Origin of the sequence: Candidatus Allofontibacter sp., from assembly GCF_038145245.1 — a bacterium.
Taxonomy (GTDB): domain Bacteria; phylum Pseudomonadota; class Alphaproteobacteria; order Pelagibacterales; family Pelagibacteraceae; genus Fontibacterium.
The window spans coordinates 1-13,074 of record NZ_JAYQPI010000009.1 but is presented as its reverse complement, the minus strand read 5'-3'; the positions used below and the strand labels follow the sequence as shown (position 1 = coordinate 13,074).

Annotated in this window: 11 protein-coding genes; all 11 read right to left on the bottom strand. The window is 26.0% G+C overall.

Features of this window, described 5'->3' with window-relative positions:
- Positions 1–3: 3 nt before the first annotated feature.
- The 11 genes from AC8IGH_RS02560 to AC8IGH_RS02510 are packed head-to-tail and all read right to left on the bottom strand — an operon-like array spanning position 4 to position 12,908.
- Positions 4–672, bottom strand: a complete 669-nt coding sequence (locus AC8IGH_RS02560) for a cell division protein FtsQ/DivIB (RefSeq protein WP_507419153.1) — start codon at positions 670–672, stop codon at positions 4–6.
- The gene (locus AC8IGH_RS02555) at positions 669–1,589 is read right to left on the bottom strand and encodes a D-alanine--D-alanine ligase (RefSeq protein WP_507419152.1); all 921 of its coding nucleotides are present in this window, start codon (positions 1,587–1,589) and stop codon (positions 669–671) included. Before AC8IGH_RS02555 ends, AC8IGH_RS02560 begins: the two co-directional genes overlap by 4 nt.
- Positions 1,586–2,494, bottom strand: a complete 909-nt coding sequence (murB, locus tag AC8IGH_RS02550; protein WP_507419151.1) for a UDP-N-acetylmuramate dehydrogenase — start codon at positions 2,492–2,494, stop codon at positions 1,586–1,588. Before murB ends, AC8IGH_RS02555 begins: the two co-directional genes overlap by 4 nt.
- Positions 2,484–3,890, bottom strand: coding sequence for a UDP-N-acetylmuramate--L-alanine ligase (gene murC, locus AC8IGH_RS02545; RefSeq protein WP_507419150.1), 1,407 nt, complete (start codon positions 3,888–3,890; stop codon positions 2,484–2,486). Before murC ends, murB begins: the two co-directional genes overlap by 11 nt.
- Entirely contained in the window at positions 3,887–4,966 is a 1,080-nt protein-coding gene (locus AC8IGH_RS02540; RefSeq protein ID WP_507419149.1) for a UDP-N-acetylglucosamine--N-acetylmuramyl-(pentapeptide) pyrophosphoryl-undecaprenol N-acetylglucosamine transferase, read from the bottom strand. The genes murC and AC8IGH_RS02540 overlap by 4 nt, the downstream gene beginning before the upstream one ends.
- Positions 4,966–6,090 (bottom strand): FtsW/RodA/SpoVE family cell cycle protein, encoded by a 1,125-nt coding sequence (locus AC8IGH_RS02535; RefSeq protein WP_507419148.1) that lies wholly within the window; start codon positions 6,088–6,090, stop codon positions 4,966–4,968. Before AC8IGH_RS02535 ends, AC8IGH_RS02540 begins: the two co-directional genes overlap by 1 nt.
- On the bottom strand, positions 6,087–7,388 hold the full coding sequence (gene murD, locus AC8IGH_RS02530; protein ID WP_507419147.1) for a UDP-N-acetylmuramoyl-L-alanine--D-glutamate ligase: 1,302 nt from the start codon (positions 7,386–7,388) through the stop codon (positions 6,087–6,089). The genes AC8IGH_RS02535 and murD overlap by 4 nt, the downstream gene beginning before the upstream one ends.
- Positions 7,388–8,476 carry a phospho-N-acetylmuramoyl-pentapeptide-transferase gene (gene mraY, locus AC8IGH_RS02525; protein WP_507419146.1) on the bottom strand — a complete coding sequence of 363 codons (1,089 nt, stop codon included), beginning with the start codon at positions 8,474–8,476 and terminating at the stop codon, positions 7,388–7,390. The genes murD and mraY overlap by 1 nt, the downstream gene beginning before the upstream one ends.
- Positions 8,477–8,478: 2 nt before the next feature.
- Positions 8,479–9,825 carry a UDP-N-acetylmuramoyl-tripeptide--D-alanyl-D-alanine ligase gene (locus AC8IGH_RS02520; RefSeq protein ID WP_507419145.1) on the bottom strand — a complete coding sequence of 449 codons (1,347 nt, stop codon included), beginning with the start codon at positions 9,823–9,825 and terminating at the stop codon, positions 8,479–8,481.
- 1 nt (position 9,826) lies between these two features.
- Entirely contained in the window at positions 9,827–11,227 is a 1,401-nt protein-coding gene (locus AC8IGH_RS02515; RefSeq protein WP_507419144.1) for a UDP-N-acetylmuramoyl-L-alanyl-D-glutamate--2,6-diaminopimelate ligase, read from the bottom strand.
- Positions 11,217–12,908 carry a peptidoglycan D,D-transpeptidase FtsI family protein gene (locus AC8IGH_RS02510; protein ID WP_507419143.1) on the bottom strand — a complete coding sequence of 564 codons (1,692 nt, stop codon included), beginning with the start codon at positions 12,906–12,908 and terminating at the stop codon, positions 11,217–11,219. Before AC8IGH_RS02510 ends, AC8IGH_RS02515 begins: the two co-directional genes overlap by 11 nt.
- Between the last annotated feature and the right edge of the window lie 166 nt (positions 12,909–13,074).

Sequence of the window (13,074 nt, the reverse complement as noted above, 5' to 3'; positions counted from 1 at the left end):
TAACTATTTTACAAAAATTTTGTTCTTAAGTCTTAAATCAATATATGTAAATTTCTCTTCTTTGGACTGAAGAAGTATTTTGTTTAGATTGTTAATTTGTTGAATATAATCATGTCTACCAAGCATAATTTTTTTATTACCTTTTAGAAATAAATCCCATCTTTCAGAATTTACAAATTCAAAACTAGAGATACTAGATAAGTCAAAATTATTGCTAATTAATGCTTTATAAAGTTTTTTTAGATCTTGAATATCAAAGTTGCCTTTAGCTTGAATTTGATTAGAAAAATTACTTAAATTAAATTTTTCTATTAATGTAAATTCCTTAGTAATTATTATGTTATTATTACCTTTTTTCCAAAATACAAATGGTTCGTGCTCAACTACTATTACATTAATTGTTGATGGAAATTTTTTTTTAATATTTACAAAATTTATCCACTCATTTTGCAATACTATCTCATTCAGTTTTTTACGATCTAGACTTAAAATACTTGTGTTAACGAAGTAATTAAATTGTTTTTTAATTTTTTCTAAATCACTATTCTTTGAACCAGAGACATTAACAGTTTTAATAATAAATAAACCAAGTTTTAATAAAGGTAATTCTGGATTAAATGTTGTAAGAAAAATTAATAAAGTGAGAAAAATATATCTCTTGGTTTTGATCATCTATTAATAGAAGCATCATTAATTATCCATCTTACTAATTCATTAAAAGATATTCCGTAATAATTAGCAATCTCTGGAACCAAAGAAAGACTTGTCATGCCTGGTTGAGTATTTACTTCAAGAATATAAATTTTATTATCCTTGTCAGACTCATTATATCTAAAATCAGATCTCGTTACTCCTCTACAACCCAAAATATTATGAGCCTGCAAAGCTATATCTAAAATATTTTTATAATCATTTTCATTTATTTTGACAGGAATAATATGCTGCGTTTTAGCGTTAGCTGAATATTTTGCCTCATAATCATAAAAAGATCTTGTCGGAACAATCTCTATTCCGCCCAAAGCTTTTGAGCCCATGACAGCAACCTGTATTTCTCTTCCTGGGATATATTTTTCTAAAATTAAAAAACTATATTTCTTTAATAAAGACACAATTGTCTCTTCATCTTTTTTTTTTGGTTCATTAAAAACATAAACATCTACGCTTGACCCTTCATTATTTGGTTTAACAACGCAAGGATATCCAATTTTAGAACTTTGAAACTCATCTAAATTTTTAATAACTTGATAATCTGGAGAACTAATTTTGGCATCTTTAAAAATTCTTTTCGATGTTAATTTATCCATAGCAATTGCTGAGGATAAAATTCCAGAATGTGTGTAAGGTATTTTTAAATGCTCCAACAATCCCTGGATAGAACCATCTTCTCCAAATCTTCCGTGCAGAGCATTAAAAACTTTATCAGGTTTATTCTTAATTAATTTTTCTATAAAATCATCTTTTGCATCTAAACATGTCACATCAAAACCAATTTCTACAAGAGCTTTTGCACAGGCTTTGCCACTATCTAAGCTTACCTCTCTTTCGGCTGATATTCCGCCCATCAAAACTGTGACTTTTTCTTTTTTCATTTTGTTCCCACAACTTCTAATTCTAATTCTAGGTTTATATTAGTTTTTTTGAAAACTTCTTTTTGTATTTTTTCAATTAAATTTTCCGCATCCTCTGAACTTGCTTTACCTAAATTCTCTAAAAAATTACAATGTAAATTAGATAGTTTAATCTCACCAATTTTTAAATCAGCACAACCAGATTCTTTTATTAATTGCCAAGCTTTTTTTTTTGAATTATGTGGATTTTTAAAAGTACTGCCTCCTGTTTTAATCTTTTGCGGCTGTTCAGTATCTTTTTTATTTTTTAAATTCTTCATAATTTCTAATACTTTATCCTTTTCAAGAAAAGATCCCTTCATCTCAATATTGGTAATAATTTGATTTTTAGTAAGAGAACTATGTCGATAAGAAAAATTTATTTCTTTTTTATCAATAATTTTAATTTCTCCATTCATATCGATTGCTGAAATGTTCAATACTACTTTGGATATATCGCTATCATAGCAGCCTGAGTTCATAATAACACCCCCCGCAACAGTTCCTGGAATGCAATATAAAAATTCAAAACCAGTTAAATTATTATTAGCGGCATATTCAGCCAAAAAAGATTTTTGGGTTGCTGGTCCACAATTAATAATGTCATTATTAATCTTTATATAATCAAAATCTTTTCCAAATTTAATAACTACGCCATCAAACCCCTTGTCTCTAATTAATAAATTTGAACCAGAGCCAATTGCAATAACTGGAAGATGTTGGTTATTATTTCTTAAAAATATTTGTAAATCTTTAAGATCCTTTGGCTTAAAAAAAAATTTTGCTTTTCCGCCAATTCCTAGCCAATTAGATTTAGATAAATCAAAATTTTCTCTCAACTCTCCTTGAATATTTTTTTTTAGTTGTGAATAAAAATTAATGTTCATTTTTTAAATTAACAGCAATTTCTCTAATCCAACTACTAATACTTCCTGCTCCCATACAAACAATAACTTCATTTCCATAAGTATGACGTTTTATAAATCTTTCTAAATCAAATTGATTTTCTATGCATATAACATCTTTTTTTGAACTCTTTTTAATAAGCTTAGCCAATTCATAATGATTAATATTTTTTATTGGTTTCTCACTAGCTGCATAAATAGGACATAAAACAACTAAATCACTATCTTTAAATGCATTTGCAAATTCTTTTCTTAAAGAAGCAACTCTTGAATATCTGTGGGGCTGAAATATTGTTACAATTTTCTTATCCTTAAAACCCGATTTAATAGCATTTAAAACCGATGTAATTTCTGTTGGATGATGGGCATAATCATCATAAATTTCACTTCCTCTAAAATTAGTGATTTTAGTTAATCTTCTTTGTACCCCTAAAAAATTTTTTAAAGTTTTTTTTATAATATTATTTTTAATACCTAAACTTTTAGCAACACCTATGGCAGCAGTTGCATTGAGCACATTGTGTCTACCCAATAAATTTAATTCAATATTTTTAATGTGTTCAACTTTATTATTAAGTTTTACAGATATATTAAAACACATCAATTTTCCTAAATTTTTCACATTGTAAGGATGAAGATCTGATCCATTTTCAAAACCATAAGTAATGATGTTAGACTTATTCTTATTTTTTAAAATTTTTTTTAAGAATTTATCATCAGTGCAAACAAATGATTTACCAATTAAAGGCGTCTTATTTATAAAAGTTTCAAAACTTTTATACAGATTATTAAAATTTTTATAATAATCTAAATGCTCCTTATCAATATTACTGACTACGGAATAGGTAATTGGTATTTTTAAAAAACTACCATCAGATTCATCTGCTTCGACAACTGCCCAATCTCCTTTTCCAAATAATGCATTTGAATTAATTGAGTTTAATATGCCTCCATTAATAATCATTGGGTCTAATTTTGCTTTAAATAAGAGTGTTGATATCAATGAAGTAATTGTAGTTTTGCCATGAGCTCCACTGATAACTATATTTTTTTTTAATCTAACAATTTCAGAAAGCATCTCTACTCTCTGAATAACCGGTATTTTTTTTATTTTTGCCTCTCTTAATTCTGGATTATCTTTGCTAATTGCAGATGAAAATACCACCAGTTTAGAATTTCCTATATTTTTTCTTGCATGATTAAAAAAAACTTTTAATCCAAGCTTTTGCAATCTTTTTATATTTTTATTATTTCTTGATGGATCACTACCTTGAACTTTGAATCCGATATTGTGCATAATTTCAGCAATACCGCTCATGCCTATTCCACCTATGCCAATAAAATGAACCTGATCATTAGTTGTAATTTTAAAAGTCATGATAAAAGGTTATTAATTTCTTTTTCAAAAATTTCATTAACATTTGTTTTTGTTAATTCTTTTAATTTGCTCTTTTTTTCAAGTAACTTTTCTTTGTTAATGATCAGATCTTTTACTAAATCAAATAATTTTTCGCTGTTTAACTCTTGTTGATCAATAAGCCAACAAGCGCTCATTCTAAAAAAATACTCTGCATTATAAAATTGATGATTATCTAGAGAATTTTTAAATGGGATCGCTATGAATGGGATCTGTAAAAAAGCCAATTCTGATAATGTTGAAGAACCAGCTCTTGTAATAACTAAATCTGATAGCATCATATATTTTTCAATATTTGGTTCAAAATTAAAAATAGTAACATTAGAATTATTTTTATAAGAAAAATCTATTTTTGATTCCTGTTCTTTATTTCCTGCTTGATGAAAAATTCTTATTTTTTTATTCAAACTAAATAATTTAGTTAATGACTGGGGTAATATTTTACTAAAAATTTCTGCGCCTTGACTTCCACCAATAACAAGTAAAGTAAAATCAAAATTATTATCTTTTTTAAAATCTTTTTTTTCTTTTGCTGTATAAATTTGTTCTCTAATTAGTTGTCCAACAAAATTAATTTTATCATTATTTATATTTAAGTTTTTTAATGGATATCCAGTAAATATTTTTATCGAACTATTTAAAAAGAACTTATTCACTCTTCCGACTACAGAATTTGTTTCATAAATAATAAATTTTTTTTTTAGTAATTTTGCTGCTAACAAAATAGGAAAAGAAGCATAACCTCCTGAGCCAATAATTAATTGTGGTTTTTTAAATAAAAGAAAAAAAATTGAATATAAAAATGTAATAAATATTAAAAATAACGAATAAATTAATCCTAAACCTTTTTTTCCAGTAGGAGTCTTTACGTTAATAAATGTAATATTTCTTAAATCTGGATTATTTATAAATCTTTTCGCTCTATAATCAGTAATAAGATCTACATTAAAATTTTTTTTTTCTAAATATTGAGCAAGTGATATTGCTGGAAATATATGTCCACCAGTCCCACCTGTGCAGATTAAGATCTTTTTCATTAAGATAATTTTTTCTTAGTAAAACAAAGTAATATTCCAAATATTATTGCACAGCCAATCATGGATGATCCTCCATAACTTATAAATGGAAAAGTCATTCCTTTGTTTGGAAGAATATTTAAAGTAACTCCTAAGTTAATAATAGATTGTAAATAAATTAAACACGATAAGCCTATTAACACTAATTTTCTAAATGGATTGTTTTCACTATTAAATTGAGAAAAAACTCTTAAAAAAATAAAAGTTATTATTAAAAAAATTATTAATATCATAAAAATACCAAACTCTTCTCCAATCACTGCTAAGACAAAATCAGTATGTGCCTCAGGAACTCTCTCTTTCAATATCCCTTCGCCTATTCCTCTTCCCGCAAAGCCACCTTGTTTTATTGCCTCTAATGCTTTTTGTGTTTGCAAGTTATCTCCTTTATTAGGATCAATAAAAGTTCTTAACCTTCTAAAAATATAAGAAAACCTCTCATTAAATAATAATATTGCTGATGCGATGCCTAAAAAAATTGCAGAACCTAAAGAAATAAGAAGAACAATACTAACTCCAGAAATAAATATTAAAATTAACCAAACTGAAAAAATTAATAAACTTTGACCAACATCAGGTTGGTTAAGTAATAATAATAAAGAGAAAAATAATACACAAAAACTATAAAAGATTCTTAATTTAAGTTCTCCTATCTGTGAATTAGAAATAATTAAAGAACATAATAAAACAAAAAAAGGTTTATAAATTTCTACTGGTTGAAATCTAAAAAAGATTAAGTTTATCCATCTTTTAGAGCCCTTAACTTCCACTCCAAAAAATAAGACAGATAACAATAAAAAGGAAGTAATAATAAAACCTAAAATACAATATTTCTCTATTTGCTTTGCATCCAATAAAGATAGGGAAGATAAAATTAACAAACTAATAAATGCAAATAAAATATGTTTTGCAATTAAAAGATAATCTGTCTTGTATATTTTTTCTGAAGCAATATTAGAAGTAGAAGTATAAGCAAAAAATATCCCCATAAATATTAAAGAAATTATTAAGATAAAAAGTAGTTTATCAATATTTCTCCACCACAGCGCCAGTTGATTTGTATTAGTTCTGCCAAAATTAATCATGAATATTTTTTTACTAGCTGTTTAAAAGTATTGCCTCGATGTTCAAAATTTTTATATTGATCAAAAGAAGCAGCTGAAGGACTTAATAATATAACTTGTTTTAAATTAGGGTAATTTTTGGCCTCAGTTAAAGCTGATAAAAATGCCTTCTCAATAGAGTAGCTAATATTACATTTTACAGTATTTTTAATTTGTCTTAAAAAAAAATTTATATTTCGTCCTACAATATAAGCTCTTATTATAGATTTCTTATATTTATGAACCATTATCTTGTCTTTTGCTTTAGGAAGACCACCAACTATCCAGTGAATGTTTTTATAATTATTTAAAGCTACCTCGGTTGATGAAAAATTTGTTGCTTTAGAATCGTTTATAAAAGTCAAATTATTTTTCGTTTTTATAATTTCTTGTCTATGCGAAAGTCCTTTAAAATTCTTAATTGTTTTTAAATAAATATTTTTTGAAATTTTAAACAATTTTGTAATTTGCAATGCAATATAAAGACAATTTTTAAAATGAAGTCCTTTTAACTGAGGGCTAATTAAATCATCTTTAATATTGTGGTTAATATTTTTTCTAATTAACTTAATATTTCTTTGATCATATTTTTCAGACTTTAAAACTTTAAATATTTTAGATTCTTTGTCATTACTCAAATCTAAAAAACCAATGCCTCTACTTGTTAATCCTTTAAAAATTTTAAGCTTAGCTGAAATATATTTATTAAAACTTACATGTCTCTCGATATGGTCTGGACTAATATTTAATAAAATTGAAACAGAGCTCGGTAAACGCCATGAGTAGTCTAACTGATAAGATGAGAGTTCTAGTACAAAAATTGCCGATTTTTCTTTGTATGGCAAATGCATAACGGGAGTTCCGTAATTTCCTCCTATATAAACTTTCTTTTTTGAATTTTTTAATAAATCATAGATTAATTTTGACATGGTAGATTTGCCATTGGTACCCGTTACCATGATAACTTTTTGATCTTTAATGGAGCTGCAAAACAGATCTAGATCAGTAATAATTCTGTTTTTATTTTTATGAAAAAAAAATTTTTTTGGATGAGTATAAATGTTAATTCCAGGAGATATGACTATAAAATCATAACTATTTTTAAACCAATTTTTGCTTACTCTATATTTATTCTTAAATTTTTCTCTTAATTTTTTATTATCATCCCAGCATTCGATGTTAGCATTATTTTTTTTTAATTGAGATAAAGTTGCATCGCCACTAATACCAAGGCCAAAAACTAAAAATTTTTTTTGGCTACACTGTTCTAGTGAGAGCATTATCTTAATTTAAGAGATGCAAGACCTACTAAAGCAAAGACTATCGCTATAATCCAAAATCTAATTACAACTGTAGATTCGCTCCAACCTTTTTTTTCAAAATGATGATGCAGTGGTGCCATTTGAAAAACTCTTTTTCCTGTTAATTTAAAAGACGCAACTTGTATAATAACTGACAAAGATTCTAATACAAAAAGTCCGCTCACAATCGCTAAAACTATTTCATGTTTAGTTATAATTCCAATTGCTCCAAGTGCTGCACCTAAAGATAAGGAACCTGTGTCTCCCATAAAAACCTTTGCTGGGGGAGAATTAAACCATAAAAAACCTAGGCCTGCCCCTATCATTGCCCCTAAAAAAATGCAGATTTCACCTGTATTTTTAATATAAGCTAATTGGAGATATTTTGAAAAAATAATATTACCAGAAACATAAGCTATAAATGCAAAAGTTAGTGCAACAAGAATTACTGGAACAATCGCCAGTCCATCTAAGCCATCTGTTAAATTAACAGCATTAGACGATCCAACAATAACTACTAAACCAAATATAAAATAAAAAATTCCAATATTTAAGATAAAATTCTTAAACAATGGAAAATAAATTTTATAATTTAATTCCGGCTCAGTATTTAAAATTATTAAATATATAACAATTATTCCACTTAAAATTTGAAAAAATAATTTTTTTTTAGCACTAATACCTTTAGAATTATTTTTTATAACTTTTAGATAATCGTCAACAAAACCAATTGTTCCAAAGCTTAATAAACAAAAAATTAATATCAAAACATATTTATTTGTTAGATCAGCCCATAACAAAGTTGAAAATAAAATACTTAAAATAATTATTAATCCCCCCATAGTAGGAGTACCTGATTTTTTTATAATATGCGATAAAGGGCCATCATTGCGTATAGGTTGACCATCCTTTTGAAATGTTTTTAACTTAGCAATTAAGCTCTCTCCAATTAAAAGTACAAATGTTAATGAAGTGGCAACTGAAATTCCAGTCCTGAAGGTAATATATTTAAAAACATTAAAAATACTAACTTCAGAAGAAAAATATTTAAAAAAAAAATAAAGCATTATTAAAATTTATTAAAAAAATTAAACAAACCAATTCTATTTGATGATTTGACTAACAAAATATCATTATTCTCTAAAAGATTGAAAATATTTTCTTTAAGAAAACTAATGTTTTTAACTAATAACCCTTTTTTACTATGATTTAGCTTTTGATAAGTATGTCTGACTTCTGAACCAACGCAAAAAACTTTGTCTATATTAGTTTTATTTAATATTCTTGCTGCTTGCTGATGGTAATATTTTGATTTTTTTCCAAGCTCCAACATATCCCCGATAATTACAATTTTTCTCTGCTTGTTTTTTTTTCTTATTGAAAAATTATAGATTGCTTCATTGAGAGACACTGGATTAGAGTTGTAGCTATCATTAATTAAAAGAATCCTTTTGTTTTTAATTTTAATATTTTTTTCATTTCCTCTTCCTTCTGGAATTTTAAAATTTTTAAAGTTATTCTTTAAAAAATTTATATTATGATTTAAGTAATAATGAACACATAATGTTGCTGCAACATTATATAAATAAGATTTATTGAAATTATTTATTTTAAAATTAATTATTTTATTCTTTATTTTAAAAAATACTTTTGCTGAACTTTTTATAATCTGAATGTCGGATTTTGAAAAACCAAAAGTTAGTATTTTAATATTTTTTTTTTCTGCAATACTCTTTAAATATTTAAAAAATTTATCATCTTTATTTAAAATAATGACTCCATTTTGATAAATGCCATTCATAATTTCTGCTTTCGCTTTGCAGATTCCATAAATATTTTTAAAATTTTCCAAATGCGCTGGACCAATATTAGTTATGATCGCAATATGTGGCTTTACTAAATTAACAAGGTTATCAATTTCGCCTTTTGAACTCATTCCGAGTTCAAAGATTCCATATTTATTATCAGAACTTAAATTAGCTAAAGAATAAGGAACTCCGTAATGATTATTAAAAGATTTCGGCGAGCAGTGCGTTTTTCCAACTTTGCTTAATGAACTATTTAATAAATTTTTTAATGAAGTTTTTCCACAGCTGCCAGTTATGGCTACAATCTTTGCTTCGCTTCTTTGTCTTGCATAAGAAGCTAAATTTCTTAAATTCTCTAAAGTATTTTTAGTCCTTATTGATCTTTGATTTTTAGGTCCTTTGCTAGTGATGGATAAATTATTTTTATTTTTTAATACAGCTTTAACATATCGATGACCGTCGTCATTTTCTCCTTTTATTGCAAAAAAAATTCCTCTATTTGAAATTTCTCTACTATCTATTGCAACTTTATTAAAGAATAACTTTTTATTTATATTTGAATTAAAAACTACGTTAATTTCATCGCTTGTATAAAGCTTCGTTGTCATTTTAATTTAAAAAAATTTTCGATACTTTTTGATCTGAAAAGTACTTTTTTTTATTATTTATAATCTGATAATTTTCATGACCCTTTCCAGCAATCAATAAAATACTGTCAGTTTTAAGATTCTTGATAGCAGATTTAATTGCTGTTTTTCTATCTAATATAACCTTTGATCTTAAGCACCCTTTTTTAATTTCTTTAATAATAGAAATAGGATTTTCAGATCTGGGATTATCATTTGTTAGATATATTTTAGAAGCGAATTGTTTTGCTATTTTGCCCATTTTATATCTTTTCCCTTTATCTCGATCGCCCCCGCAACCAAATACAACATCTACTTTTTTATTAAATTGCTTTGCCAATGTTTGAAGACTTTTTTTTAAAGCATCTGGGGTATGAGCGTAATCAACTACTACTGCCGATTTTTTTTTATTGCCAACATACTGCATTCGACCAGTTGCAGATCTTATCTTTGATAAAATGCTAATAATTTTATCTGAATTTTTAATAGATAAATACGAAGCTAACATTGCAGCAAATAAATTTTTAATTTGAAAGTCTCCTATTAGATCTAATCTAATATTATAAATTTTATTTAAAAAGTTAATTTTTATTATTTGTTGTTTGCCTAAAAAATAATGAGAGATTAATTTGATTGTATTTCCTCTGGATCCAAAAGATAAAATTTTTATTTTTCTTTTTTTACAAATTTTATCTAATACATAATACTCGGGGATATCCGTGTCTATAATAGCACAAGAATTTTTCTTTAATAAAGAACTAAAAAGATAAAGCTTAGCTTTCAAATAATTTTTTAAATTCTTATGATAATCTAAATGGTCTTGTGTAAAATTTGTAAAAATTCCCGCCTTAAAACTAATACTATCCAATCTATTTTGATGAAGTCCATGGCTAGAAGCTTCTAAACACACGTTATCAATTTTATTTTTTTTTAAAAAATTTAATTCTTTATGGATTGTAATAACATCTGGTGTTGTAAGATTTGTTTTTTTAAATTTATTTTTATAAAAAATACCAAGCGTACCAATAGCTGCTGAATTTATTTTAAGATTTTTTAAAATCTGAAAATAAAAATGAGCAACCGAAGATTTTCCATTTGTTCCGGTAACAGCAATTATATTATTAGGTTTTTCATTATATTTTGCGCAACAAGCTTCTGCTAAAAATTTTCTTACGTTTTTTACTACTAAATAATTTTTATTTTTTATATTTTTACTTGTGACAACTTTAAAGGCACCTTTTGATAAAGCTTCTGATGAATATGAATTCCCAGATTGTTTTGAGCCATCAATTGCAAAAAAAATTTCATTTTTTTTTACTTTTTTTGAGTTGATAGAAAAATTTCTATTTTTATATTGTAAAAATTTAATTTTATTACTTAGCATTAAGAACAATATTATAATTTTTTGAAGCTAAAATAGGTCCAATTCTTTTTATAATAGTTCCCGCCGTAGGAACAGCATTCCATCCTGAATCTGATTTATAAAAACCTTTGCTAGGAATAGCTTTTGGCTCATCAATCATAACTAACAATAAATACTCAGGTTTTTCTTCAGGATATGCTGAGACAAAAACAGTCATAACATCCTTAGAATAACCTTTGGATATTTTGGAAACTTTAACAGCAGTTCCTGTCTTTCCTATAACTGAATAACCTTTAATATCTGCTTTTTTTGCTGTTCCTTGCATAGGATCATCTTTGTCGACTACTTTTCGAAGCATTTTAACCATTTTTTTACTTGTTTCTTCACTAATAACTTTTTCTTTTTTAATATTCGTATTTTGTTTTACTAGTGTTGGGTAAACTTTATATCCACCATTTACTAACGCTGCATAGGCTGATGCTAATTGAATTGGTGTAGTACTTATTCCATGACCATAAGACGCCGTTGCTAAAGTGCAGTTATCCCATTTCATAGACAAAGATTTTCCCTTTTCTGGGATCTCAACAGTTGATCTTTCAAAGATTCCAAGTTTTGTTAGAAAATTTTTATGATTTTCAATTCCAATCTTTTCTATTATTTTTACAGTTCCTATATTTGAAGATTTCACTAAAATTTCTGTAGTAGTTAGGTCTCTTTTTAGATTTTTATCGTGCTCATTAATAGGTTTTGAGGGACCACAATTATATACTTGTTTTTCTAGATTTTTAAATAAAGTGTTCTCATCAATAAGTTTCAGCTCTAGTGCATTAGCAATTGTTAAAGCTTTAAATACAGAACCCAATTCATAAACACCAAGAGTAATTTTATTTAAATATTTTTCATCATTAACTAATGTTCTTCTATTAATGTCAAAATCTGGCAGAGAAACTAAAGATATTATTTCTCCAGAATTTACATTCATAAGAAGTGATGCAGCGCCTTTTGCTGAATAATCAGAAATAGCATTCTCTAATATATCTCTCACTTGTGATTGAATCATCGTATCCAGAGTAATTTGAAAAGAATTTTCAGAAAATTTTGTATTTAAAATTTGATTATTAAAATAATTTTCAACCCCTGAAATTCCATTATTATCCTCATCTGTTTGGCCTAGCACATGGCTAAATAAATTTCTTTGAGGATATATTCTAACTTGTCTTCTACTTAATTCTATTGCTGGCTCACCTAGCATTATTGCTTTCTTATACTCAATATGATCAAGTTTTTTTTTTAGTACCAATCTTTTTTTTTCGATAACTTCTTTTTGAATTTCGTTTATATTTAATCCAGGAAATTGCGATTTTAATTTTGCCAAAAGTTGGGGCAAATTATTTGTATTATCTACTTTTAAAACTAGGTCGTAAATATCAATATTTTTAGCTATCAATAAGTTTGTTCTATCAATTATATCTTTTCTTTGATTGTAATCCTTGTTGCTAATAAAATTCTCAAAATTAATATCACCGCTCTTGTTAATTCCTAGATAAAAGAGTTTTGATAAAATTATTAAAAATACAAAAGAAAAAAATTTTAATACAAAATTTGCTCTAGAACTGAATAAAAAATTATTTTTATTATCATCATTAATAAAATTCTGAAAATAAAAACTTTTTTGTCTATTATTATTTAATTTATTTTTCATTTAGATATTTAAAATTCCCTTTGTCTATTTCTATATAATCTTGTGATAAATGCTGTTTGGCTAATTTTTTAACTCTTTCTGGAGATGCAAGATAATTATTTTCTAACTTTTCATTTTTTAATTTTTCAACTAAATCTGCTTGCTCTTGCTTTAACTTTAATATTTC